This window comes from Streptomyces solicavernae (genome assembly GCF_029968095.1).
Lineage (GTDB): Bacteria > Actinomycetota > Actinomycetes > Streptomycetales > Streptomycetaceae > Streptomyces > Streptomyces solicavernae.
Map to the genome: position 1 here is coordinate 143,945 of NZ_JASCIR010000013.1, position 23,935 is coordinate 167,879.

Here is a 23,935-nt window from a genome sequence, read left to right on the forward strand (position 1 = left end):
CGCGGGCGGACGAGACCTCAACTTCCCCGTCGTACGGCGGACTTCACCGGCCAGCCATTCCTTGCCGCAGCCGGTCTCGCCCGCCCGCGCCTCGGGCGGGAACCTCTCCCACAGCGGGGCTGCCTGCGCCGCCTGCGAACAGCGGCGGTCGACTTCCTCGCGCGAGGTCTCCGGCTCGGGCGCGCGGCGGCGGTCATGGTGACACTCCCTTCGAGCGGGTCAGCGAACGGGCACTGCGTAGTTCAATATGCGAACGTGGCATTCATTCCTGGATGGGGCGCCCGCGCCGCTGCGTCAGAGCGCTGCCTTCGCGGTGTCGCGCCCTCCGCGGCGCGGGGCCGAGGTCTCGCTGAGGGGGCGGCCCATCGTTTCGGGCGCGAGGGCCTGGGACACCAGGGCGCCGACGACGCACACACCCGCGGCGACGAGCATGCTCGGGCCGGCGCCGAGGTGATGCATGGACCAGGGCAGCAGGAACGTGCCGAGGGCGGCGCCGACGCGGCTGAACGCGGTGGCGAAGCCGGTGCCGATGCCGCGGATCTCGGTGGGGAAGATCTCGCCCGGGTAGACACCGGTCAGGGCCGTGCACATGGCGTTGGCGAAGGCGAAGACCAGGAAGCAGCCGAGGATCACGGCGGGCGGCGCCGACGTCCACAGGCCGATGATCAGCAACACGGCCGCGCAGACCCACTGCTGAGGGATCGTCAGCTTACGTCGGCCGATCCGCTCGATCAGCAGCAGCGAGGCCACCACGCCGGCGAGCGCGAGCCCGTTGACGCCGATGGCGCCGCCGAAGCCGTCACCGAGCCCGTAGTCGGAGAGCACGCTGGCCGCGAACGTGGCGATGGCGAAGTACGGGGTGACGGCGCAGAACCAGAACACGGAGATGAAGGTCGTGGCCCGCCAGTAGTCGCGGGAGAACAGCATGCCGAAGGTGCCCTTGCGGGTGGACTCGCTCGTCAGGTCGAGGACCTCGGCGGGGGATTCGAGGTAGTCGTGGGCGACCTGGTGCGCCTCCTCGGTGCGGCCCTGGTTCATCAGCCAGCGCGGGGACTCCGGGAGGCCGAGCCGGGCCAGGAACAGGATGACGGCCGGCACCGTGCTGGAGCCGAGGACGATCCGCCAGTCCAGGGAGAACGCCGAGGTCATCACGTACCCGATGGCGAACGCCAGCATGAAGCCGAGGTACCAGGCGACCTCGGAGAACGACATCAGTTTGCCGCGCTTGCGGGCCGGTGCGAACTCGGCGAGCAACGGCCAGCCCACCGAGTAGTCCGCGCCGATCGCGACACCCATCAACAGGCGTACGGCGAACAGCTGCCAGGCCGAGTCGACGAAGAACTGCAGGAACGAACAGACCACGAACATCGCGAGGTCGAGCGTGAAGGTGGGCTTCCGGCCGAACTTGTCGGCGAGCCAGCCGCCGAGCGGACCGCCGATGAAGATGCCGATGAGGGCGGACGCCCCGATCAGGCCCTCCCAGAGCAGCGACATCTGCAGCTCGGCGGTCGCGGCCCCGATGGCGGTGCCGATGATGCCGAGGATGTAGCCGTCGATGAACATGCCGCCGACGATCACCCCGGTCATTCTGATCATGAAGCGCTGTTTGTCGACCGGGGCCTTCGGGCGGGTCGAACTCGTCGACACGGGCTCGGGATTGCTGGTGATGGTCACACTTCAGTCCTTCCTGAGGTGAGCGGAGCGGCCTTTGCTCGCCTGGATGACCGTGACCGGGTGTGCCCACGGGGTGGGCGCGCTGGTGTCACGGCCGTGCGGGGAAGTGGTGCTGGGGGGGCGCGGCAGAGGGCACGCGGTGGGCGGGGCGCTCAGGGTCGGTCGACCCGAGGGGCCGTTCGAATAGTGAGCACCGCGACCAGAAATTTTCGGAAGCGTGACACGAACCCTGAGGGTCGTCAAGGTGCCGTGTTGCCGGAGTGCCGCATCGATCGGGCTGCTGGGGCCCCGGGCGTACCGCGACCGATGAACTCCACCGCGGGTCGCGGCATGCGGAGAACCGGCCAGAGCCACAGGGCGTTCGAAATGCGAACGAGAGGTTAGTAGAGTGAAGAGGGATCCGTGACCTCACGGGCCCATGACTCCACTCTCCGAAGAGGTTCCGATGAGCGACGTCCCCGCCGCGCCCGCAGAGCTGACCAACAAGTCCGTGGTCAAGGCGGCACGACTGCTGCGGGAGCTGGCGGCCCAGCCGGGCGGTGGTGCCACCGTGACCGTGCTGGCGAAAGCCGTGGGGATGTCCCGGCCGACCGCGTTCCGGCTGCTGCTGAGCCTGGAGCACACGGGCCTCGTGGACCGGACCGACAACAACTACGTGCTCGGCTGGGAGCTGGCCCGGCTCGGCCGGTACGCGGACCCGTACTCCGGCGTCGCACAGCGCGCCGAGCCGCTGCTCCAGGAACTGGCGGACAAGCTCAACGAGTCGGCCACCCTGTCCGTCCCCCTGCCGAACGACGGCCTGGAGCTGATCGCCGAGGCGTACGGATCGCACGTCGTCGGCGCGACGAACCAGGGCATGCGAGGCCAGCACTACCCGCTGCACGCCAGCTCGACGGGCAAGGTGTTCCTGGCCGAGCTGGGGCGGGAGCGGGTGTCGGCGCTGCTGCCGGAGCGGCTTGAGGCGTTCACCGAGAGCACGATCACCGACCGTGCCCGGCTGCTGCGGGAGCTGGACCAGGTGCGGGAGCAGGGGTACGGGATCATAGACAACGAGCTGGAGGAGGGCTTGCTTTCGCTGTCGCGGCCGGTGCGGGACCCGGCCGGCGAGCTGATCGCGATCCTGACCGTGAACGGCCCGCGCTACCGCCTCACGCGTGAACAGATCCCCGCCACCCTGGAGCTGATGCGCAGCACGGTGGAACGCCTCGCCGCTGCGCTGTGGGAGCAGACGGACTGACCGGCTGCCGGTCGGCGCCGCCGTCGCGGAACGGTCGGTCCGGTCCTGCCGTCAGACGGCCTCGAACTGCACCCGCCCCAGCCCGTTGAACTCGGCCGTCACCGTGGCCGCGCGCTTCAGCGGCACAGCCTCCAGGCAGCTGCCGGGGAGGATGACGTGTCCGGGTTCGAACGCGATCCCGTACTGCGAGAGTTCGTTGCAGACCCAGGCGATGGCGGCGATCGGGTTGCCGAGTACGGCGGAGGCGGAACCGGAGCCGACCTCTTCGTCGTCGTAGCGCAGCGAGCCGTGCATCGTGGAGAAGTCGATTTCGCTCAGGGTCCTGGGCGTGGTGCCGAGGACGATGCCGCCGACGGAGCCGTTGTCGGCGAGGGTGTCGGCGATCTGGATACGCCAGTCCGTGAAGCGGGAGTCGATGATCTCCACGGCGGGGAGGACGTACTCGGTGGCGCGGATGACGTCCGCGACGGTGACGTTCGGGCCCTCCAGGCGCCCCTTGAGCAGGAAGGCGGGCTCGACCTCCGCGAACGGCTCGATGAACCGGTCGAGGTGGACCGGCCGGTTCTCCAGGAGGAAGTCCCCGGCCAGCAGGTGTCCGTAGTCGGGCTGGTCGATACCGAAGGCCTCCTGCATGACCTTGGCGATGTTGCCGAGCTTGTAGCCGACGAGACGGTCGCCGTCGGCGATGCGGCGGCGGACGTTGTGCCGCTGCACGGCGACGGAGTCGGCGAGCGCGAGGTCGGGCAGCTCATCGGTGAGCGGGGGGATGGCCCGGTGTTGGCGGCGGGCGGCTTCGATGGCGTCGGCGATATCGGTCAAGTGCTGCTGCATGGCTGGGGCTCCTTGCTGGAGAAGGGGGCAGGGCGCGGCTCAGCGCCCGACGGGGTGCGGGGGCGTGTGCGGGTGCGGAGGCGCAGAGAGCTGCCGTCCGGTGTCGATATGAACGCCCTGTTCAATCTGGGCCTGGCTGCCGACCGTAAATTTCCCCGACCGTTTCTGGGCTGTCAAGGGCCGGTCCGGCCGCCGTTGCCGCGCGGCTTCGGGACGCCCTCGACTCCCCTCAACTGGCCCCTTCTGCCCTCAGGTAGGGCCGTGGGGAGCGGGCGGTGCAGACGATTCGACGCTCTCGGGGACGCCGCCTGAATCGGTTGTGCGCACCCTCTTGACGGAACCCGACGGCACTTTCAAACTGAACGCACCGTTCGAATGGTGAACACCAAAGGCCAGCGCCGAATGGTCAACGCCGAACGGTCAACGCCAACGCCTCGCGGTACAGCGAGGACCGTGGGACCGCTCCTCGCTTGTGATCCGGGAGGACAACATGAGCACCCAGCCCTTCAAGCTCTTCGCGTTCGACGTCAGCGCCCCCGCCCACCTCACGGCCGGTTCCTGGCGCGACGCCGCAGACCAGGGCTTCCGCTACACGGACCTGAGCTACTGGACGGACACGGCGAAGATGCTGGAGGAGGCCCGCTTCGACGGGATCTTCTTCGCGGACAACGTCGGCTACCACGACGTGTACGGCGGCACCCCGGACGCGGCCTTCCGCGACGCGGCGCAGTTCCCGATCAACGACCCGACGCTGCTCGTCTCCGCGATGGCCTCGCACACCCGCCACCTCGGCTTCGGCGTCACGGCCTCCCTCACGTACGAGCAGCCGTACTCGCTGGCCCGCCGCTTCTCCACCCTCGACCACCTCACCGGCGGCCGGGTCGGCTGGAACATCGTCACCTCGTACAGCGACGCCGCTGCCCGCAACTTCGGCCTCGCGCAGCAGATTCCGCACGACCAGCGCTACGACCTGGCCGACGAATACATGGAGGTCGTCTACAAGCTCTGGGAGGGCTCCTGGCAGGACGACGCCGTCGTCCGGGACGCCGCGAACGCCACCTACCTCGACCCGGCCCGCATCCACTCGATCCGGCACAAGGGCGAGTACTTCGACGTCCCCGGCATCCACCTGTGCGAGCCCTCGCCGCAGCGCACCCCGATGCTGTTCCAGGCGGGCACCTCATCGCGTGGCATGAAGTTCGCCGCCGCCAACGCCGAGGCCGTCTTCGTCAACACCATGACGCCGGAGATGACCCGCCGCAGCGTCGACAAGATCCGCACCGCCGTCGCCGAGGCCGGCCGCGACCCGCGCTCCGTCAAGGTCCTCGCGCTGCTCACCGTCATCGTCGCCCCGACGGACGCCGAGGCGCAGGCCAAGTACGAGGAGCACGTCCGCAATGTCTCCTACGACGGCGCCCTGGCCCGCTTCGCCGGCTGGACCGGCATCGACCTGAGCGGCGTCGACCCGGACATGCCCCTGGAGTACGTGGACGTCGAGGCCTCCCGCTCGATGGTCGAGATGTTCACCAAGGCCGACCCGGACCGGAAGTGGACCACCCGCCAGGTCGCCGAGTTCATCGGCATCGGCGGCAGCGGTGCCGTGATCGTCGGCTCCCCGCAGACCGTCACCGCCGAGATGCGCAAGTGGCACGAGGACGCAGACCTCGACGGCTTCAACCTCTCGTACGCCACCAAGCCCGGCGGCTGGCAGGACTTCATCGAGCTCGCCCTGCCCGTCCTGCGCGAGGAGGGCCTGGCGCGCACCGAGTACGACCAGCAGGCCGCCACCCTGCGCGAGTCCTTCTACGGCGTCGGCCGTCGACACACCCTCGACGCCCACCCCGCCTCGAAGATCCGCGCCGCCGCCCCCGGCACCGGCGCCGACTTCCCCGTCGGCTGACCCGCACCCGCCCCGCCAGAGGGCGCTCGTCCGTCCCACACCCCTCGCACGATGACGTCGAAGGAACCGTTGCCATGACTGTCAGCACCACCGCCACCGGCGTCGAGAACGCCGTCGAGAACGCCGTCGAAAACGCCATCGACCAGCGCCTCTTCCGCGATGTGATGGGCCATCTGCCCACCGGGGTCGTGGCGATCACCGGCCTGGAGGGCGAGAGCCGGCGGCCCGCCGGGATGATCGTGGGGACCTTCCAGTCCCTCTCGCTCAGCCCGGCGCTCGTCACCTTCAGCGTGGACCGCTCCTCAAGCAGCTGGCCCAAGATCCGCAGCGGCGGCCGGTTCAGCGCCAGCGTCCTGGCCGAGCACCAGACCGACGTCTGCAAGGCCCTCTCCCGCAAGTCGGCCGACAAGTTCGAGGGCGTCGACTGGGTCGCGTCCCCGGAGGGCTCCCCGCAGTTCACCGGCGCCTCGGCCTGGATCGACTGCGAGGTGCTCCAGGAACTCGACGGCGGCGACCACATCATCGTCATCGGCCGCGTCCTGCGCATGGACGCCGGCGTGTGCGAGCCCCTCGTCTTCCACAAGGGCAAGCTCGGCGGCTACCGCCTCCCGGCAGCCGCCTGACCGCCACCCCGGTGGGGCTCGGGCGGGGCGTCCCCCGCCCGGCGCGCCCTGCCCGACCGCCCCCACTCATCCCGACCGCCCCACTCATCCCGGCCGGATCGATCCGGCCGGACCGCTCGTGACCACAGGGATCACCGTGACCAACCCCAGCACCCCACCCCTCGGCGCCGAACCGGAGACGCCCTCGGTGGAGATCGAAACTCTGCTCACCCAGGCCGCCGAGGCCGCTCCCCGCTGGGCGGCCCTCACTCCCCGTGCCCGCGCGGCCGCCCTGGCCGCCGTCGCCGACGTGCTCGAAGCGAACAGCGAGCACCTGGTCGCCGTCGCCGACCAGGAGACCGGTCTCGGCGTCGCCCGCCTCAGCGGCGAGGTCAAGCGCACCGCGGGACAACTGCGTGCGTACGGCGCGTACGCCGTCACCGGCGCCCCCTTCGGCGTGACCATCGACCACGCCGACCCCGAGGCCGCCCCGCCGCGCCCCGAACTCCGCCGTCATCAGGTCCCGTTGGGCCCGGTAGAGGTGTTCGCGGGCGGCAACTTCCCGTTCGCGTTCTCCGTCGCGGGCACCGACACCGCCGCCGCGCTCGCCGCCGGCTGCCCCGTCCTGCTCAAGGCCCACCCCGGTCACCCGCGCACTTCCGCCACCACGGCCGCCCTGGTCCGCGAGGCCCTGGCCGAGGCGGGAGCCCCGCTGGGCACCTTCGCCCTGTTCACCGGCCGGGACGCGGGCGTCACCGTGCTGCGCGACCCGCGGGTGAGGGCGGCCGCCTTCACCGGCTCGGTACGCGGCGGGCGCGCGCTGTTCGACATCGCGGCCGCCCGGCCCGTGCCGATCCCCTTCTTCGGCGAGCTCGGCAGCATCAACCCGGTCGTGGTCACCCCGGCCGCCCTCGCCGACCGGCGCGCGGACATCGTCGTCGGGTTCGCCGGCTCGTTCACTCTGGGCACCGGCCAGTTCTGCACCAAGCCCGGCGTCCTGCTGCTGCCCCGCGATCCGCTGGCCGTCGAGGAGATCGCTGCGCAGGTACGTCCCGCGAACGCCGCGCCGATGCTCTCCGCACCGATCGCCGAGGGCTACCGGCGCCGCCTCTCCGAGGTCGCCGGCGCCACCCGGACCCGGGTCCTGGTCGAGGGCGCCGTCACCACCGACGAGGACGGCCGCCCGCAGGCGTCGCCCAGCCTCTTCGCCGTCGCCACGGTCGAGGAGTTCCTGCAGGAGGCGGACAACCTCCTGGAGGAGTGCTTCGGCCCCAGCGCGGTCATCGTGCAGTACGGCGGCAAGGACGAGGCGGCCAGGGTGCTCGACCGCCTGGACGGCAGCCTCACCGTCACCTTCCACACGGCCGAGGGCGACGCGGGAGCGCTCGCCCCGCTCGTGGAACTGGCCCAGAACAAGGCCGGGCGCGTGCTGTTCAACGGCTGGCCGACCGGCGTCGCGGTCATCCGGGCCCAGCAGCACGGCGGCCCGTACCCCGCCGCGACGTCCGCGCAGACCTCGGTGGGCCCGTATGCGGTGGAGCGGTTCCTGCGGCCGGTCGCCTACCAGGACGCCCTGCCGGAACTGCTGCCCGCCGCGCTGCGTGAGGACAACCCGCTGCAGCTCGTGCGCACCGTCGACGGCAAGACCGAGACCGCGTGACCACGCGGGCCCTCTCCCAGCCGACCGCACCAACCGCCCCGTTGAAGGGGCATCCGCACAGGACTCCCCGCCCCGGAGGGCAACCATGCACGAACAAGCAGACATCGTCATCGTCGGCGCAGGCGTCGCCGGTCTGGTCGCCGCCCGCGAACTCGGCCGACAGGGCCTGAAGACCGTCGTACTGGAGTCGCGGGACCGCATCGGCGGCCGCACCTGGACCGACCACCGCCTCGGCCGCGACCTGGAGATCGGCGGCACCTGGCTGCACTGGACGCAGCCGCACGCCTGGGCCGAGGTCAACCGCTACGGCCTGGAGGTCACCCGCGGCCCGCGCTCCGAGGAGACCTTCTGGCTCGCCGGCGACGAGGTCCGCCGCGGCACCCTCGACGACTTCATGAACCTCATCGACCCCGGCATGACCCATCTCCTCGAAGAAACCATGACCTGGATCCCGCGCCCCGACGACCCGCTGCGCAACCCCGGCCTGACCGAGGCCGACACCTGGACCGTCCAGGAGAAGCTGGACGAGCTCGACCTGCCGGTGGAGGAGCGGAACGCCAACGAAGCGGCCTGGGTCGGCCACTTCAACGCCCCGCTCGACCAGTGCTCCTTCGTCAACGCCCTGCGCTGGACCGCCGCTTCGGCCGGCGCCTGGCATCTGATGCACGAGTCCTCGGCCATCTTCCGCCTGGCCGGCGGTACCAAGGGCCTGGTCGCGGCGATCGCTGCGGACGCGGAGTCCTCCGGCAACGCCGAGATCCGCCTGACCGCCCCGGTCCGCTCCATCGCCCACGACGCCGACGGGGCGACCGTCTCGTACGGCGACGGGCGTACGGTCAACGCCCGCCGCGTGATCGTCACCCTCGGCCAGAACCTCCTCGACGGGCTCGACGTCACCCCGGCCCTGCCCGAGGAGAAGCTCGCCCCGGCCCGCGAGAAGGCCGCGTCGCAGGGCGCCAAGGCGTGGATCCGCGTCCGCGGCCCCATCAAGCCGTTCTTCGCGTACTCCTCGCAAGCCCACCCGCTGTCCGTCGTACGCACCGAATTCCTCGGCGAGGACGACGCGGTCCTGGTCGCCTTCGGCGCGGACGCCACCCGCATCGATGTCAACGACCGGGACGCCGTCGCCGCCGCGCTCAAGGTGTGGCGCGACGACCTGGAGGTTCTGGAGGTCGGCGGCCACGACTGGATGGCCGACAAACACTCCCGCGAGACCTGGCTGATCCAGCGCCCCGGCCAGTTCACCGGCCACCACGCCGCCCTCCAGGCCCCGTCCGGCGTACTGCACTTCGCCGGCGGCGACTACGCCAACATCTGGGCCGGCTTCATCGACGGCGCCGTCGAGAGCGCCACCCGCGTCTCCCGCCAGATCCGCGAGAGCCTCGCCTGACCGGAGCCACCCGACCCCGGAGCCACCCGACCCCGGACCACCCGACCCCGGAGCCACCCGACCCCGGACCACCCGACCCCGGACCACCCGACCCCGGACCGGCCGACGGCGACCGGTCCGGACCGTCCGCGGCGTATCAGGGACAGCCGCCGCGGACCCACCGCCGGTCCTGCCGGGCCTTCCTCTCGGCAGGACCGGCGTCTCGTACGAGGAACGAGGAGGTCTGCCATGGAGAGCACAGCGGACGGAGCACCGCCGGCCTGGGCGCTGCGCCGCGTGGCCTCCGCTCTGTCGGCCTCCGGCCGGGGTTCCGGAGCCGGAGCGGGCGCCGGCACGGCCGAGTTGGCCCGGCGTACCGGCCTCAGCAAGAGCCTGACCCGACGGTGCCTGAATCGCCTGCGCGGACCGGTTTGAACGGTCGTCCCTGCCGAGCCGTCAGCGTGCGGCCCGGCCGGAGTTCCGTGCCGCCGGTGCTGCCGGCGCGTCCCCGAAGTCCGGGATGCGGAGGCGTTCGCCGTCGCGGAGGGCGGACTCGTGGGCGACGATGCCGGGGAGCGTGTAGCGGGCGGCGGCCCAGGCGTTGACCGGTGGCTGGACGCCGGTGGCGACGGCGGTCACGAAGTCGTCGACGAGGAAGTGGTGGCTGCCTTCGTGCCCGTTGGGCAGCTGGTCGAACGCGCGCGGCAGGCGTGCCCGGTCGTGCACGGGCGCCGAGCCGGAGGTGAACGCGTCGCGCAGGGCCGGGGCGATGTGCTCAAGGGACGGGTCGTCGGGTGCCAACGTCGCCTTGGGCTGGAGGAGTTCGCTGATGTCCTCGACGCCCTTGCGGTCCTGCCACAGGCTGACGGTGGCCAGCTGCTCCATGCTGCCCTCGGTGCCGAAGAACCGGAATCGCGACTCACGGATATGGCAGGGGTACCCCACCCGCCGGAACTCGTTCGTACGGAACGACCCGCCGCCCGCCACCTCGAAGAGCGCCGTCGCATTGGACAGGTCGTTGTCGAACTGGCTGATCCCCTTGTCGAAGACGCCGTCGCCGCGGTCGTCGCGTACACCCACCGCGGACACGCTCGTGGCATGGGTCTGCCAGGCGCCGAGCACGCCGCCCACCGAGTGCGTCGGGTAGAGCAGCGGCGGATAGCTCGCGGTGGCCTTCCAGTTGGGCCCGCCGCTGTACTGGTACGCCTCGTAGAAGCCGAGGTCCATGTCGTGGACGTAGTCTCCCTCGGCGTAGAAGAGCCGGCCGAAGGCGCCCTCGGCGATCTGGTTGCGGGCGTGCACGGTGGCCGGGTTGTACTGGCTGGTCTCGCCCATCATGTACGTCAGCCCGGTCTCCCGTACGGCCTCGATGACCGCGGCGATCTCCTCCTCCGTGATCGCCATGGGCACCGCCGAGTAGACGTGCTTGCCGGCCCGCAGCGCCTGCACGACCAGCGGGCCGTGCGTCCAGCGCTGCGTGAAGACGGCCACGGCGTCCACGTCGGGCGAGCGCAGCATGGCGTCGTACGTGTCGAAGGTGCCGCTCAACTTCTCTGCGGCGACGAGTTGGTGGGCGCGCTGCGCGATCAGGTCGGTGACGTACACGTCGCCGACGCCGGGATGCGCGCGGAACAGCTTGGCGAACTGACCGGAGAACTGTCCGGCGCCGACGATGCCGAGAGAGAACGTCATCAGGGTCTTCCTTCGTGTGATGTCGATTCGGGTCACTGAGCGGGTCACTGTGCGGGTCACTGCGAAAGCAGCAGGTTGATCTGGTCGTTGGTGCGGTCGAGGGTGTCGACGGGCGCGCCGTTGGCGTAGATGTCCTGCATGGCGGGGCGCATCAAGCCGTGCACGTCGGCCCCGAAGTTGGTGACGGGGAAGGGGAACGTGGCCTTCTCGGCCACAGGTTCGGTGAAGGCGTCGACGTCGATCCCGTCCTTCGCGTACGCCTTGACGGCCGTGTCCGTGCCGTCCTGGGTGGCGGGAAACACGACGCCGCTGCGCCCCACGGTGCGCTGGCAGTCCGGCGAGGCGAGGTGGGCGACCCACTTCGCGGCGCCCTTCTTGTTGCGGGCGTTCTTGGTGATGGAGTCGGCGAGGCCGTTCATCATGGTGGCGCGCTTGCCGGTGGGTCCGACGGGCGTGCGGGCCGTGCCGACGTCGATGCCCTGGAGGCCGTAGAACGTCTGGATCATCCACGAGCCGTGGAGCGCGGTCGCGGCCTTGCCCGAACCGAACTGCACCTCGGGGCCGTTGGTCTCGGAGAACTCCTTCTGGGGCGGTAGGTAGCCCTTCTCGGCGAGGCCGAAGTACCAGTCGACGGTGTCCTTGAAGCGGGGGTCGTCGTAGCGGTAGCGGGTGCCCCACGCCTTCTTGTCGGTGTAGTGCCAGCCCGTGGAGGCGGCGAAGGAGCTCCATTGGGTCTGGCCGTCGCTGTCCCCGGCGTCGTTGGTGGCCAGGCCGTAGACCTTGACGCGGCTCGGGTCAAAGCCTTTCTCGTCGCCGCGCCTGCCGTTCTCGTCGACGGTGAGGCGCGCGATGGCCTTCTCGAAGGTGCCGCCGTCCTTCGGGTTCCAGGTGAGGTGGTTCAGCTCCTCGGCGCTCAGGCCGGCCTCGCGGGCCATCTTCTTGTTGTAGAAGAGGGCGACGGTGTCCCAGTCCTTCGGCGCACCGTAGCGGTGTCCGTCCTGGCCGATCCAGGCGGAGGCGAGACCGGGCTGGTAGTCGGAGTCCTTGATCTTGTTCGTGTACGGCAACTCGTCCAGCGGAGCCAGCACGTTGAGGTCTGCGAACTGGGCGAACTTCGATACGTGATCGGTGAACACATCGGGCTGGGTGCCGGCGATGAAGCTCGCGGTGAGTTTGGTCCAGTAATCGTTCCACCCCATCTGCGTGATCTGCACGTCAAGGCCGGGGTTCCGCTTCTCGAAGTCCTTCGCGCAGGCCTCGTACGCGGGGAGCTGGTTGGCGTCCCACAGCCAGTACGTGACCGTGCGGGAGGCGGCTCGGGTCGCGTCACCGGACGCGCAGCCGGAGACGAGGGCGAGGGCCAGGGCCCCGGTGAATGCGGTGACGGCTCGCGATCGCATCTGCGTTCCTCTCCTACTTGATGCCGGTGAAGCCGATGGAGTTGACGATGCGTCGCGCGCAGCAGCCGAAGAGCAGCAGCATCGGCAGCGCGGCCACGAGCGTCGCCGCCATCAGGCCCGACCAGTCGGTGCCCGCCTGCGGGGTCTGCGAACGGAACACGCTGAGCGCGACGGTGAGGACGCGTGAGCTGTCGCTCGACGACACCATCAGCGGCCAGAAGTAGTCGTTCCAGGCCGTGATGTACGTCAGAACGGCCAGCGTGGTCACGGGAGTCGAGGCCATCGGCAGCAGCACGCGGAAGAAGATCCGCACCTTTCCTGCCCCGTCGAGGAGAGCGGCCTCCTCCACCTCGCGCGGCACGTTCCGGAAGAACTGCCTCAGGAAGAACACGGCGAACGGCGTCATGAACATGGTGGGCAGCGCGATGCCCCACAGGGAGTCGATCAGGCCCAGCTCCTTCACCAGGACGAAGTTCGGCAGCAGTGTGAAGATCGCCGGAACCATGAGCCCGGCCAGGAACAGCCCGAACACCCGGTCCCGGCCGCGCCAGCGCAGCCGGGCGAAGGCGTACGCGGCCATCGAGGAGAACAGCAGCTGGCAGACCGTGATGAGGGTCGACACGAACACCGAGTTGAGGAGGTAGCGCCAGAAGTCGATGGAGGTGCCCGAACCGCCTTGCGCCAGCGCCTCCTTGGTGGACTGCAGGCCGAAGACCCGGGCGAAGCCGCCCGTGGTGACGTCGGCGGGCAGGGGTGCCGAAGGATTCGCGGTGAGGGCGGCGTTCGACGACAGGGCGGTGCGCAGCATCCAGTAGAACGGCAGCAGGGTGATGACGACGATCGCGATCATCACGGCCCAGGCCAGGACACGGCCGGGCGAGGGCAGGCGCCGGGCGCGGGGCGGCGAGGCGGTGGTCACGGCGGCCATACGGTGGCTCCTTTCCGGGGCGGACGGGACGTGGGGGCATGGAGGGGAGGGGGACAGGCCCTAGCCGAGGTCGGTGTGGCCCGCGCGGGTCATCCGGTACTGGACGACGGTGATCAAGCTGAGGACGGCCAGGAGCGCCACGGACATCGCGGAGGCGTACCCGAACTGGAAGCGTCCGAAAGCGGAGTTGTAGATGTAGAGCTGCAGGACGTTGGTGGCGTTCGCGGGGCCGCCGAGGGTGGTCACGGCGACGGTGTCGAAGACCTGGAACGACCCGATGACCGTCATGATGAGGACGACGGCCAGGACCGGCCGCAGCAACGGCAGCGTGACCCGCCAGAACATCCGCCACTCGCTCGCGCCGTCCACCTTCGCCGCGTCGTAGACGTCGCCCGGTATCGCCTGGAGGCCCGCGAACAACAGCAGTGCCGTGTACCCGACGTGTCGCCACACGTTGATCAGGGCGATCGTGGGGACGGCCCAGGCCTCGTCGGTGAGGAACGGGATGTGGTCGAAGCCGAACGCGCCGATGATCTGGTTGCCGATGCCGAGCTGGGTGTCGAGCATCCACAGCCAGATGATGCCGGCGACCACGTTCGACACGAGGTACGGGGCGAGCACCACCGACCGCAGCAGCGCCGAGCGCGTCAGGCGCTGCATGAGCACCGCAAGGGCGAGCGCGGCCACCGTCTGTACCCCGATGTTGACGACCACGTACTCGACAGTCACGGCCAACGAGTCCCAGAAGACGGGGTCGTTGACCATCCGCACGTAGTTGTCGAGCCCGGCCCACCGCGGTGGCGTCAGCAGGTTGAACTGCGTGAAGCTCAGATAGATCCCGCGCAGCGTCGGCCACAGCAGGAACACGAGGAAGCCGAGCAGGGCAGGTGCGATGAAGGCCGCGGCCAGGGCCCCGTCACCGCGACGCCGCGGGCGGCGGCGCAGCGGGCGGGTGACGACGGACTCGGCTGTGCTCAGGGGTGGGCTGGCAGTTGAGGCGACGGTCATGCGCGGCTCCCTCGTCGGCGACTCGGCTCGCCACATACTTTCGTCGCGGAATTATTCTGCCGTCAATAGGCTGGCGATGATCGATCCTGGCAAGGGGCTGACGGCTCCTAGTCAGTCGGTCCCCAGATATATACTTCCGCCATGGAATGAATCATGATGGGGGCTGACGTAGCTCCGCCGGTGGACGTCATACACGAGGAGGTCGAGGTGTCGAGCAGCGCAGCCACGCCGAACTGGCGCCCGCTGAGCCCTGGAGAGCGCGCCGTGGCGATCGCGATCCTCACGCACGGTCCGCTCTCCCGCAGCGAACTGGCCAAGCGGCTCGACCTGTCGGCCGGCAGCCTGACCCGGCTCACGAAGCCTCTGATCGAGTCGGGGCTGCTGGTCGACGCGGGTTCCGGGCCGGAGGAGCCCGCGCCCGCGCCCTCCGCAGTGACCGGAGCGACCGGGGCGACGGGGGCGACGGGGACGACCGGCGCGAGCGGCGGTGTCACCGCCCGCCAGGGCAGACCGACCAGACCCCTCGACATAGTCGCCGGAGCCCAGCACTTCGCCGGATTCAAGGTCACCGCCGACGCGGTGTACGGCGTGGTCACCACCCTGAGAAGCGAGGTGGTGGCCCGACGGCTCGCGGCGGTCGGCAACCGTGACCCCGAGGCGGTGGTCGACCAGATCGCCGTCATGGCCCGCGAGTTCAAGGAGGAATTCCCCCGGCTCGCCGGTGCCGGCATCGGCGTGGGCGGGCAGGTCCGCGACCGTTCCCTGGTGGTCGAGAACGCCTTCCTGGACTGGGAGGAGGTGCCGCTCGCCGCGATGGTCGAGGAGCGCATCGCCCTGCCGGTCGTCGTCGACAACGACGGGGCGGCCCTGATCGAAGCCGAGGCCTGGTTCGGTGCGGGCCGCGGCCTCGACCGCTTCGCCGTCCTCACCATCGGCGCGGGCTTCGGCTACGGCCTGGTGCTCGACGGGAAGCTCGTCCGCACCCGGGAGAGCGGCAAGCGGTGGATCATCGACCCCTATGGCCCCTTCGACAGGAACGGCGAACGAGGCACTGCCGAGGGCCTGTTGACCATCCCGGCCATCTGCTCCCAGATCCAGGCGGCCACGGGAGACGAGCGGACGTACGCCGAGATCCTCGACGCCGCGGCCGCCGGGGAACCGCTGCCGCACCGCATCGTGCACCAGTCGGCCAGGGCGCTCGGCACTCTCGTCGCCCAGATCGCCAACCACGCCATCCCGGAGAAGATCCTGCTCGCCGGGGAGGGAGTCGGCCTCGTGGACGTCGCGGGCGGCACGGTCCGCGAGGCCATCGACGCCAACCGCCACCCGTCGGCCGACCCGGTCGTCCTGGAGACCAAGGTCTCCGACTTCCACGAGTGGGCCCGCGGCGCGGCGGTCCTGGCCATCCAGGTCCTCGTCCTCGGGGCGCGCAAAGATCGGGGAGATGTCCCCCAGCGCTGAACCCTGACTGTTCGCCGTACCCACGGGCCGGGCCTCGGGGGATGGGGGGCGCCCCAGACCGCACCCGAGGGAGCGGCGAGGGGCCTGTGCGGCGGGGGCGAGTGTCCTGTGGCGGAGGGCGACCTCAAGTGCTGCACGGGCTGCCCATCGCAGGATCTGCCGGACGGCTTCGGCCCGTAGGCACCGCGGGGGTTGCCCCCTGTCCGGCCCACCGGAGGGGCCCGAGCCAGGCGCGGGGCGCCCCTGGTCACCCACTGCCCCGCCCCGAGTCCACCGTCGCCCTGGCCCTGACCGCGGCGGCGGGGTCCCAGCCCTGGTGGGGTACGGAGGCGAGCAGCAGCCGGGTGTACGGGGCCGAGGGGGCGCCGAGTGGTGCCTCAACACACACTGGCGAGCGTCGTCCCGGCTCTCGACGGCCCCTGAGAGCCGACTGCCGAGAAGTCGGGACCCCGCTCCCGGAGTGCGGCTCCCCCGGGGAAGCCGGACGATGAATTCAACGAGCGGAGTTGCCGTGAGCGAGGAAAATCCACCCCGGGCCACAGGCGATCTTGTCGTGCTGAGCGACGTCAACAAGCACTTCGGCGCGCTCCATGTCCTCCAGAGCATCGACCTGACCATCGCCCGGGGTGAGGTCGTCGTCGTCATCGGGCCGTCCGGGGGCGGGAAATCCACGCTGTGCCGCGCCATCAACCGGCTGGAGACCATCGACTCCGGTGAGATCGTCATCGACGGAAAGCCCCTGCCCGCCGAGGGCCGCGAGCTGGCCGCGCTGCGGGCCGATGTGGGCATGGTCTTCCAGTCCTTCAACCTCTTCGCGCACAAGACCGTTCTGGACAACGTGACGCTCGGCCAGGTCAAGGTCCGCAAGAAGGACAAGAAGGCCGCCGACGAGCGGGCCCGCCGGCTGCTCGACCGGGTGGGGGTCGCCTCCCAGGCGGAGAAGTACCCCGCGCAGCTCTCCGGCGGCCAGCAGCAGCGCGTCGCGATCGCCCGCGCCCTCGCCATGGACCCGAAGATCATGCTCTTCGACGAGCCGACCTCCGCGCTCGACCCCGAGATGATCAACGAGGTTCTTGAGGTGATGCGGCAACTCGCCCGTGACGGCATGACCATGGTCGTCGTGACCCACGAAATGGGGTTCGCCCGTTCGGCCGCCAACCGTGTGGTGTTCATGGCGGACGGCCGCATCGTGGAGGAGACGACACCCGCCCGGTTCTTCAGCAATCCGAGCAGCGAGCGGGCCAAGGACTTTCTGTCGAAGATCCTGCACCACTGATCCGGGGGCCTTGAGTACTAGGAACGATCACCATGAAACTCCATAAAGTCACCGTCGCGGCTGCCACCGCGCTCGTGCTGTCCCTGACCGCCGTCGGCTGCGGCACGGACGACGGCAACGACGCGAGCTCGGGCGACGAGAAGATCACCATCGGCATCAAGTTCGACCAGCCGGGCCTCGGCCTGAAGACCCCGGACGGCAAGTACACGGGCTTCGACGTGGACGTGGCCACGTACGTCGCGAAGGAGCTCGGACATGAGCCCGGCGACATCGTGTGGAAGCAAGCCAAGAGCGCCGACCGCGAGACGCTGCTCCAGCGCGGCGACGTCGACTTCATCGCCGCCTCGTACTCGATCACCCCCGAGCGCGAACAGAAGGTCGACTTCGCCGGCCCCTACCTCCTGGCACACCAGGACGTCCTGATCCGGGCCGACGACAACAGCATCACGAAGCCCGAGGACCTCAACAACAAGAAGCTCTGCTCGGTCACCGGCTCCACCTCGGCGCAGAACGTCAAGGAAGAGATCGCGCCCGAGGCTCAGCTGCAGGAGTACGGCGGCTACTCGGAGTGCCTGACCGGTCTGGAGAACAAGGTCATCGACGCCCTGACCACCGATGACTCGATCCTCGCCGGCTATGCCGCGCAGCCCGAGTTCAAGGGCAAGTTCAAGCTCGGCGGCTTCAAGCTGAGCAACGAGAACTATGGCATCGGCGTCGCCCAGGGCAGCGATCTCAAGGCGCAGATCAACACCGCCCTGGAGAAGATGGTCGAGGACGGCTCCTGGGACGCGGCCGTCGAGAAGAACTTCGGCCCGGCCGGCTACAAGAACGAGCCCGCCCCGAAGATCGGCGTCATCGTCGACTGAAGCAGGCGCCCACGGTGCCCCACGGCCCCCCACGGTGCCCCCGGCCCCCACGGTGCCCCACGGCGCGCCGCCCGCCCGCGAGCGGCGCGCCTCGCCCTTCACGCACGCGGAAGGCCGACCGTGTTCGACTTTCTCAAGGGTTACGACCTCCTGGCTGCCTTCTGGGTGACAGTGCAGCTCACCTTCTACTCCGCCGTCGGCTCCCTGATCTGGGGCACGGTCCTCGCCGCCATGAGGGTCAGCCCCGTGCCCCTGATGCGGGCCTTCGGCACCGCCTACGTCAACGTGGTCCGCAACATCCCGCTCACCGTGGTCATCGTCTTCACCTCGCTCGGCCTGTTCCAGACCCTCGGAGTCACGCTCGGCGCCGACGACTTCACGACGATCAACTTCCGGCTCGCCGTGCTCGGCCTGACCGCCTACACCTCGTCGTTCGTCTGCGAGGCGCTGCGCTCCGGCATCAACACGGTGCCCGTCGGCCAGACCGAGGCGGCGCGTGCCATCGGCCTGAACTTCCCGCAGGTGCTGCGGCTCATCGTCCTTCCCCAGGCGTTCCGTTCCGTGGTCGGCCCGCTGGCGAGCGTACTGATCGCCCTGACCAAGAACACCACGGTGGCCGCCGCGATCGGGGTCGCCGAGGCGGCGGCGCTGATGCGGGTGATGATCGAGAACGAGGCCCAACTCATCCTCATCTCCGCCATCTTCGCGTTCGGATTCATCTGCCTCACCCTCCCGAGCGGGCTCCTCCTCGGCTGGGTGAGCAAGAAGGTGTCGGTGCGGCGATGAGCTCGCAGTCCGTCCTGTACGACGTTCCGGGGCCGCGTGCCAGAAGGCGCAATGCGCTGCTGACGGTGGTGTTCCTGGCCGCGCTCGCCGCGATGGTCTGGTGGGTGGTGCAGAGCCTCGCCGACAAGAACCAGCTGGAGTGGGTCAAGTGGCAGCCCTTCTTCACGGATTCCCGCTCCTGGTCCACGTACCTCCTGCCGGGCCTTGAGAACACGCTCATCGCCGCTGCACTGGCCATGGTCATCGCGCTGCCGCTCGGAGCGCTGTTCGGCATCGCCCGGCTCTCCGACCACTGGTGGATGCGGGGCACGGCCGGCCTGGTCGTGGAGTTCTTCCGCGCCATCCCGGTGCTGATCCTGATGCTCTTCGCGAACGCGGCGTACTCCGAGTTCACCGACATCAGCCCCGACAGCCGGCCGCTGTACGCCGTGGTCACCGGTCTCGTCCTCTACAACGCCTCCGTGCTCGCGGAGATCGTACGAGCCGGAATCCTGTCCCTTCCCCGGGGCCAGACCGACGCGGCGAAGGCGATCGGCATGCGCAAGAACCAGGTCATGCGCCATGTGCTGCTGCCGCAGTCGATCACGTCGATGCTCCCGGCGATCGTCAGCCAGCTGGTGGTGATCGTGAAGGACACCGCCCTGGGCGGGGCGCTGCTCGGCTTCTCCGAACTTCTCGCGTCGGTCCGCCCGATGAGCGCGAACTACGGCGCGAACACCATTGCCAGCTTCACTGTGGTCGCGGTGGTCTTCGTCGTACTGAACTTCGCGCTCACCTCCTTCGCGAGCTGGCTGGAGGGCAGGCTGAGGCGAGGCAAGAGGACCACCGGCGCGGTGGTCGGCGCGGACGCGGTCGACCAGCTGGCGACACCGGGCGAGCACGTCGGCCGTGACGAGCTGGATGAGTGAGTCCGATGTCTGCACCGGCCGCGACCGTGGCGAACGGGCCCCGGGCGGGGACCGGCCCCCACCCGTGGACAGTCCCCGCACCTCCGAGTACCTTAACGATCGTTCGACTGATGCGAGATCCAGGTCACACCAGGTGTGAGGAGAGGTTTCCGTGCGTCGTACGGTGTTCAGCGAGGACCATGAGGCGTTTCGCGTGACCTTGCGGGACTTCATCGCCAAGGAGGTCGTTCCGGTCCACCACGCGTGGGAGGAGCAGGGGCATCCGCCGCGCGACTTCTACCGCAGGCTCGGTGAGCTGGGGGTGCTCGGCGTCCAGGTGCCCGCGGAGTTCGGGGGTGCGGGGGAGGCCAGCTTCAAGTTCGCGGCGGTCGTCGGTGAGGAGACGGCGCGCGCGGGGGTGTCCCTCGGCAACTACTCGGTGCACACCCATCTGATCCTGCCGTACCTCCTGAAGTACGCGACCGAGGAGCAGCAGCGGCGCTGGCTGCCCGGGTTCGTGACCGGCGATCTCATGACCGCGATCGCGATGACGGAGCCCGGCACCGGCTCCGACCTCGCCAACATCCGCACCAGGGCCGAGCTGTCGGCGGACGGCACGCACTATGTCCTCAACGGTGCCAAGACGTTCATCACCGGCGGCGCCCTCGCCGACCTGGTGCTCGTCGTCGCCCGCACCACCCCGTACGACCCGGACGACCGCCGCGCCGGACTGTCGATCCTCTGCGTGGAGTCCGCGAGCGAGGGCTTCGCGGTCGGCCGCAAGCTGCAGAAGATCGGCCTGAAGGCGTCCGACACGGCCGAACTGTCCTTCGCCGACGTCAAGGTGCCCGTCGGGAACCTGCTCGGCGAGGAGGGCGCCGGCTTCTCGTACCTCTCGCACAACCTCGCGCAGGAGCGGCTGACCATCGCGCTGAACGCCACCGCCACGGCTGCCGCCGCCCTGCGCTTCGCCACCGAGTACGTCAAGGACCGTACGGTCTTCGGCCGGCCGGTCGCGCACTTCCAGAACACCAAGTTCGTGCTCGCCGAGTGCGCCACCGACGCCGAGGCCGCGCAGCTCATGGCGGACCGCGCCCTGGAGCTGCACGACGCGGGCGAGCTGACCGTCGCCGACGCGGCCAAGGCCAAGCTGTTCTGCACCGAGACCGCGGGCCGCGTCATCGACAAGTGCCTTCAGCTGCACGGGGGTTACGGGTACATCACCGAGTACCCCATCGCCCGCCTCTATGCCGACACCCGTGTCTCGCGCATCTACGGCGGCACCAACGAGGTCATGAAGACCATCATCGCGAAGTCCCTCGGGCTCTGAGCGTCCCGGCCTTCCGTTCCCGTCCGTTCCCGCGCCCCCGCGCCCCCGCGCCCCCGCGCCCCCGAGCCCCCGCGTCCGTTCCCGCGCCCGTCCACCGACAGGAGTTCCCTCATGCGTGACGCAGTCATCGTGGGCATGCCGCAGCCCTGACCTCGTACGAAGCCTTCTCGGCGTCAACTACCTGTGACGGAGGGATCCCATGTATCCAGGTGCCCATCTCGCGACGGACCCGCACCGCGCCGCCGTCGTCATGGCCGCGTCGGGTGACCGGCTGACCTACGCCGAGCTGGAGGAGCGCTCCGTACGCCTGGCCCATGTGCTGCACACGGCGGGGCTGCGCCGCGGCGATGTGGTCGCGTTGCTGACCGACAACTCGGTCCGCGCGTACGAGGTGTACTGGGCCGCGGTCCGGTCGGGCCTGTACATCACCCTCGTCAACAGCCACCTCGGCGCGTCCGAGGTGGCCTACATCGTCGGGGACTCCGGCGCCGCCGCGCTGGTGGTGTCGCACGCGCTCGCCGGTCTGGCGGAGGAGGTGCGCGACCACACCCCCGCGGTGCGGCTCCGGCTGGCCTACGGCGGCCCCGTCGACGGGTACGAGGAGTACGACGCCGCCCTGGCCGCCGCCTCCGCCGAGCCGCCCGCCGACCAGCCCCGGGGCGCCGACCTGCTCTACTCCTCGGGAACGACCGGCCGGCCCAAGGGAATCCGCCCGGAGCTGCCGGACCGCCAGGTGGGGGAGCCCGGCGACGCCCTGGTCGAACTCCTGCGGACGTTCTACGGGTTCGACCGCGACACGGTCTACCTGTCCCCGGCGCCGGTGTACCACGCCGCACCTCTCCGGTACGGGGCCTGCGTACACGCGCTCGGCGGCACCGTCGTGATGATGGAACGCTTCGACGCCGAGGGCGCGTTGGCGGCGATCGAGCGCCACCGGGTGACGCACAGCCAGTGGGTGCCGACCATGTTCATCCGGATGCTGCGGCTCCCGGAGAAGACGCGCACCGCGTACGACCTCTCCAGCCACCGGGCGGCCGTGCACGCCGCCGCCCCCTGCCCGCCCGACGTCAAGCACGCGATGCTCGACTGGTGGGGTCCGGTCCTCTACGAGTACTACGCCTCGACCGAAGGCATCGGCATGACGTTCATCACCTCCGAGGAGTGGCTCGGCCGGCCCGGATCGGTGGGCCGGGCCCTGCTCGGGGAGCTGCGCATCTGCGACGAGGAGGGGCGGACGCTGCCCGCCGGGGAGACCGGCACGATCTACTTCGCGCGCGAGGAGGCCCAGTTCGCCTACCTGGGGGACGCCGAGAAGACCGCGGCCGCGCACCACCCGGACCATCCGACCTGGGCGACCGTCGGCGACGTCGGCCATGTCGACGACGACGGCTACCTGTTCCTCACCGACCGCAAAGCGTTCATGATCATCTCGGGTGGGGTGAACATCTACCCGCAGGAGGTGGAGGGTGTGCTCGCCCTGCATCCCGATGTCGTCGACGTCGCGGTGATCGGCGTGCCGGACCCCGAGATGGGCGACTCGGTCAAGGCGGTCGTCCAGGCCTCGCCCGACGCCCTTCCCGGTCCGGAACTGGAGCGGCAGCTCATCGAGTACGTCCGCTCCCGCATCGCGCACTACAAGGCCCCGCGCAGCGTCGACTTCGTCGACGAACTCCCGCGCACGCCCACCGGAAAGCTGGTCAAGGGCACGCTCAAGGCGCGCTACGGCGCTACGTGAAGCGACCGGGTCCGTTCAGAATCCGTTCGGGAAGGGCCGCCGGGCCCCGCCCTGGGCATGCCGGGCCTTGCCCTGGGCAACCTCACCCGACGGCCCATTCACCCGTGAACACCGGCTCCCCCTTCTCCCGGAACGCCGCCAACGCCGCGGGCGCGTCCGCGGTCGCGAAGTTGACCGACTGGGCGCGCGCCTCGCTCGCCAGCGCGTCCCGCAGCGTACGGTCCGCGCTGGCCGACTTCCTGCTCTCCCAGAACGGCTCGAACGGTACGACGTGGCCGAGGTCCTGCCCGCCCACGAGTACCGCTTCCGCCGCCTCGACCAGCGTCTCGTCCAGATGGCGCAGCACCACACCGAACGCCTCGCGGAGACCTGCGCCGCCGTCCGCGGAGCCCCCGGCACCACCGGCTGGGAGCTCGCCGCCCGTCTCGAATGGTCCCGCCCCTGGGGGCAGTTCGGCATCCAGCAGCGACGCTTCGCCCTGGGCGAGACCCTGGCCCACCTCAAGCTCCTCGCGGCCCGCGGCGAGGTCGTCGAGAGCGGGCGCGAGCCGGCCCGGTGGTTCCCTGCGGAGTCCATGAGCGGATGAGGGAGGGCGGCTGCCGACGGCTCTCCTCGCACGCGGAGCCCCCCGCCGTTGTCCGATGCCCGAGGCCCCGCGACCGCCCCGTCGAGGGGAGCAGTCGGGCAGAGGCCGCCGTCGCCGAACTGCTGGAGAACCGGGTGGCGTTCCGGAACCGGGTCCGTCTGCGCTGAACACGGCCCCGTGCCCGGCACCCGGCCGTGCTCGCGGCCGCGTGGCCACCGCGACGACGGCGGCCGCACACCGGCGCCTGAGGTGTTCAGCAGATGTCGATGGCAGCCGTGAAGTCGCTCCAGCAGGTCAGCGGCCTTGCGACGCTCTCTTCGGCCGGTGCCGCGACTGCCTGCCCGGACTGCGGTACGGCGGACCGATCCTGGGGTACCGCGGCCGGGATCACGAACGCGACCGTGCCGAGCACGGCCGCACCCAGCAGGCCCCTGCGGATCTTGCTCTTCATGCCTCACCCCTCTGTCTACGGCGCGGTGTTGCCGCAGCGCACTCTGCGCGGCACCAGGAAACACGCCGCTGCCGCGCGGAGGGAAGACCCTTCGGGCAGGGCCGAAGGGTCTTCCCTCCGTGGCCGTGTGGCACAGGGGGCGTGTGCGGAGGGCGGGGTGGGTCAGGCGTTGATCTTGGTCTTCGGGTCGGTGGTGTCCTCGGGCTTGGGCTGGGGGTTGGTGGTGGGGGTGGTGCGGGGGCGGCGGCGTTCGCGG

The 23,935-nt window shown here is 70.2% G+C and carries 22 protein-coding genes; 14 read left to right on the plus strand and 8 right to left on the minus strand.

Features of this window, described 5'->3' with window-relative positions; all coding sequences use genetic code 11:
• Window positions 1-294: 294 nt before the first annotated feature.
• Window positions 295-1,674: an MFS transporter gene (locus QIS99_RS17395; RefSeq protein WP_282514364.1), complete on the minus strand. Its 1,380-nt coding sequence runs from the start codon at window positions 1,672-1,674 to the stop codon at window positions 295-297.
• A gap of 445 nt (window positions 1,675-2,119) precedes the next feature.
• On the opposite strand from QIS99_RS17395, the gene QIS99_RS17400 reads away from it, so the two are divergent.
• Window positions 2,120-2,911, plus strand: a complete 792-nt coding sequence (locus QIS99_RS17400) for an IclR family transcriptional regulator (RefSeq protein WP_282514365.1) — start codon at window positions 2,120-2,122, stop codon at window positions 2,909-2,911.
• Between the two features lie 51 nt (window positions 2,912-2,962).
• Here QIS99_RS17400 and QIS99_RS17405 read toward each other — a convergent pair whose 3' ends face one another.
• The gene (locus tag QIS99_RS17405; protein WP_282514366.1) at window positions 2,963-3,742 is read right to left on the minus strand and encodes a 2-keto-4-pentenoate hydratase; all 780 of its coding nucleotides are present in this window, start codon (window positions 3,740-3,742) and stop codon (window positions 2,963-2,965) included.
• Between the two features lie 490 nt (window positions 3,743-4,232).
• Between QIS99_RS17405 and QIS99_RS17410 the strand changes: the two genes are divergently transcribed.
• From QIS99_RS17410 to QIS99_RS17430, 5 genes are all read left to right on the plus strand, one after another.
• Window positions 4,233-5,642: an LLM class flavin-dependent oxidoreductase gene (locus QIS99_RS17410; protein WP_282514367.1), complete on the plus strand. Its 1,410-nt coding sequence runs from the start codon at window positions 4,233-4,235 to the stop codon at window positions 5,640-5,642.
• A gap of 74 nt (window positions 5,643-5,716) precedes the next feature.
• Window positions 5,717-6,265: a flavin reductase family protein gene (locus tag QIS99_RS17415; protein WP_282514369.1), complete on the plus strand. Its 549-nt coding sequence runs from the start codon at window positions 5,717-5,719 to the stop codon at window positions 6,263-6,265.
• 136 nt (window positions 6,266-6,401) lie between these two features.
• Entirely contained in the window at window positions 6,402-7,904 is a 1,503-nt protein-coding gene (locus QIS99_RS17420) for an aldehyde dehydrogenase (NADP(+)) (protein ID WP_282514370.1), read from the plus strand.
• Between the two features lie 85 nt (window positions 7,905-7,989).
• Complete coding sequence (locus QIS99_RS17425; protein WP_282514372.1) at window positions 7,990-9,294, plus strand: flavin monoamine oxidase family protein; 1,305 nt, start codon at window positions 7,990-7,992, stop codon at window positions 9,292-9,294.
• A gap of 228 nt (window positions 9,295-9,522) precedes the next feature.
• Window positions 9,523-9,708 carry a helix-turn-helix domain-containing protein gene (locus QIS99_RS17430; protein ID WP_282514373.1) on the plus strand — a complete coding sequence of 62 codons (186 nt, stop codon included), beginning with the start codon at window positions 9,523-9,525 and terminating at the stop codon, window positions 9,706-9,708.
• Between the two features lie 21 nt (window positions 9,709-9,729).
• Here the strand turns inward: QIS99_RS17430 and QIS99_RS17435 are convergent, their stop codons facing one another.
• The 4 genes from QIS99_RS17435 to QIS99_RS17450 are packed head-to-tail and all read right to left on the minus strand — an operon-like array spanning window position 9,730 to window position 14,301.
• Window positions 9,730-10,965, minus strand: coding sequence for a Gfo/Idh/MocA family protein (locus QIS99_RS17435; protein WP_282514374.1), 1,236 nt, complete (start codon window positions 10,963-10,965; stop codon window positions 9,730-9,732).
• Window positions 10,966-11,021: 56 nt separating this feature from the next.
• Window positions 11,022-12,365: an ABC transporter substrate-binding protein gene (locus QIS99_RS17440; RefSeq protein ID WP_282514375.1), complete on the minus strand. Its 1,344-nt coding sequence runs from the start codon at window positions 12,363-12,365 to the stop codon at window positions 11,022-11,024.
• Window positions 12,366-12,378: 13 nt separating this feature from the next.
• On the minus strand, window positions 12,379-13,293 hold the full coding sequence (locus QIS99_RS17445) for a carbohydrate ABC transporter permease (protein WP_282514376.1): 915 nt from the start codon (window positions 13,291-13,293) through the stop codon (window positions 12,379-12,381).
• Between the two features lie 60 nt (window positions 13,294-13,353).
• Complete coding sequence (locus tag QIS99_RS17450) at window positions 13,354-14,301, minus strand: carbohydrate ABC transporter permease (RefSeq protein WP_282514377.1); 948 nt, start codon at window positions 14,299-14,301, stop codon at window positions 13,354-13,356.
• A gap of 156 nt (window positions 14,302-14,457) precedes the next feature.
• Here QIS99_RS17450 and QIS99_RS17455 point away from each other — a divergent pair, with 156 nt between their 5' ends.
• The 7 genes from QIS99_RS17455 (at window position 14,458) to QIS99_RS17485 (ending at window position 22,642) form a co-directional block, all read left to right on the plus strand.
• Window positions 14,458-15,762, plus strand: a complete 1,305-nt coding sequence (locus QIS99_RS17455) for an ROK family protein (RefSeq protein ID WP_408909573.1) — start codon at window positions 14,458-14,460, stop codon at window positions 15,760-15,762.
• Between the two features lie 487 nt (window positions 15,763-16,249).
• The gene (locus tag QIS99_RS17460; protein WP_282514379.1) at window positions 16,250-17,038 is read left to right on the plus strand and encodes an amino acid ABC transporter ATP-binding protein; all 789 of its coding nucleotides are present in this window, start codon (window positions 16,250-16,252) and stop codon (window positions 17,036-17,038) included.
• Window positions 17,039-17,070: 32 nt separating this feature from the next.
• Window positions 17,071-17,904, plus strand: coding sequence for a glutamate ABC transporter substrate-binding protein (locus QIS99_RS17465; protein WP_282514380.1), 834 nt, complete (start codon window positions 17,071-17,073; stop codon window positions 17,902-17,904).
• A gap of 120 nt (window positions 17,905-18,024) precedes the next feature.
• The gene (locus tag QIS99_RS17470) at window positions 18,025-18,690 is read left to right on the plus strand and encodes an amino acid ABC transporter permease (protein WP_282514382.1); all 666 of its coding nucleotides are present in this window, start codon (window positions 18,025-18,027) and stop codon (window positions 18,688-18,690) included.
• The gene (locus QIS99_RS17475; protein ID WP_282514383.1) at window positions 18,687-19,598 is read left to right on the plus strand and encodes an amino acid ABC transporter permease; all 912 of its coding nucleotides are present in this window, start codon (window positions 18,687-18,689) and stop codon (window positions 19,596-19,598) included. Before QIS99_RS17470 ends, QIS99_RS17475 begins: the two co-directional genes overlap by 4 nt.
• A 151-nt stretch (window positions 19,599-19,749) precedes the next feature.
• A complete protein-coding gene (locus QIS99_RS17480) occupies window positions 19,750-20,907 on the plus strand; it encodes an acyl-CoA dehydrogenase family protein (RefSeq protein WP_282514384.1) in 1,158 nt (385 codons plus the stop codon).
• 199 nt (window positions 20,908-21,106) lie between these two features.
• Window positions 21,107-22,642: an acyl-CoA synthetase gene (locus QIS99_RS17485; RefSeq protein WP_282514385.1), complete on the plus strand. Its 1,536-nt coding sequence runs from the start codon at window positions 21,107-21,109 to the stop codon at window positions 22,640-22,642.
• A gap of 82 nt (window positions 22,643-22,724) precedes the next feature.
• Here QIS99_RS17485 and QIS99_RS17490 read toward each other — a convergent pair whose 3' ends face one another.
• Window positions 22,725-22,991, minus strand: a complete 267-nt coding sequence (locus QIS99_RS17490; protein WP_282514386.1) for a hypothetical protein — start codon at window positions 22,989-22,991, stop codon at window positions 22,725-22,727.
• Between QIS99_RS17490 and QIS99_RS17495 the strand changes: the two genes are divergently transcribed.
• On the plus strand, window positions 22,977-23,228 hold the full coding sequence (locus QIS99_RS17495) for a hypothetical protein (RefSeq protein ID WP_282514388.1): 252 nt from the start codon (window positions 22,977-22,979) through the stop codon (window positions 23,226-23,228). The genes QIS99_RS17490 and QIS99_RS17495 overlap by 15 nt on opposite strands.
• Window positions 23,229-23,481: 253 nt before the next feature.
• On the opposite strand, the gene QIS99_RS17500 is transcribed toward QIS99_RS17495, so the two are convergent.
• Window positions 23,482-23,679, minus strand: a complete 198-nt coding sequence (locus QIS99_RS17500; RefSeq protein WP_282514390.1) for a hypothetical protein — start codon at window positions 23,677-23,679, stop codon at window positions 23,482-23,484.
• Between the last annotated feature and the right edge of the window lie 256 nt (window positions 23,680-23,935).

Coding starts and splice junctions, on each gene's coding strand:
- QIS99_RS17475 (WP_282514383.1), top strand. CDS start 18,687: ATGAGCTCGCAGTCCGTCCTGTACGACGTTCCGGGGCCGCGTGCCAGA.
- QIS99_RS17455 (WP_408909573.1), top strand. CDS start 14,458: ATGGGGGCTGACGTAGCTCCGCCGGTGGACGTCATACACGAGGAGGTC.
- QIS99_RS17495 (WP_282514388.1), top strand. CDS start 22,977: ATGGCGCAGCACCACACCGAACGCCTCGCGGAGACCTGCGCCGCCGTC.
- QIS99_RS17445 (WP_282514376.1), bottom strand. CDS start 13,293: ATGGCCGCCGTGACCACCGCCTCGCCGCCCCGCGCCCGGCGCCTGCCC.
- QIS99_RS17405 (WP_282514366.1), bottom strand. CDS start 3,742: ATGCAGCAGCACTTGACCGATATCGCCGACGCCATCGAAGCCGCCCGC.
- QIS99_RS17400 (WP_282514365.1), top strand. CDS start 2,120: ATGAGCGACGTCCCCGCCGCGCCCGCAGAGCTGACCAACAAGTCCGTG.
- QIS99_RS17415 (WP_282514369.1), top strand. CDS start 5,717: ATGACTGTCAGCACCACCGCCACCGGCGTCGAGAACGCCGTCGAGAAC.
- QIS99_RS17430 (WP_282514373.1), top strand. CDS start 9,523: ATGGAGAGCACAGCGGACGGAGCACCGCCGGCCTGGGCGCTGCGCCGC.
- QIS99_RS17440 (WP_282514375.1), bottom strand. CDS start 12,365: ATGCGATCGCGAGCCGTCACCGCATTCACCGGGGCCCTGGCCCTCGCC.
- QIS99_RS17410 (WP_282514367.1), top strand. CDS start 4,233: ATGAGCACCCAGCCCTTCAAGCTCTTCGCGTTCGACGTCAGCGCCCCC.
- QIS99_RS17465 (WP_282514380.1), top strand. CDS start 17,071: ATGAAACTCCATAAAGTCACCGTCGCGGCTGCCACCGCGCTCGTGCTG.
- QIS99_RS17500 (WP_282514390.1), bottom strand. CDS start 23,679: ATGAAGAGCAAGATCCGCAGGGGCCTGCTGGGTGCGGCCGTGCTCGGC.
- QIS99_RS17450 (WP_282514377.1), bottom strand. CDS start 14,301: ATGACCGTCGCCTCAACTGCCAGCCCACCCCTGAGCACAGCCGAGTCC.
- QIS99_RS17425 (WP_282514372.1), top strand. CDS start 7,990: ATGCACGAACAAGCAGACATCGTCATCGTCGGCGCAGGCGTCGCCGGT.
- QIS99_RS17485 (WP_282514385.1), top strand. CDS start 21,107: ATGTATCCAGGTGCCCATCTCGCGACGGACCCGCACCGCGCCGCCGTC.
- QIS99_RS17435 (WP_282514374.1), bottom strand. CDS start 10,965: ATGACGTTCTCTCTCGGCATCGTCGGCGCCGGACAGTTCTCCGGTCAG.
- QIS99_RS17460 (WP_282514379.1), top strand. CDS start 16,250: ATGAATTCAACGAGCGGAGTTGCCGTGAGCGAGGAAAATCCACCCCGG.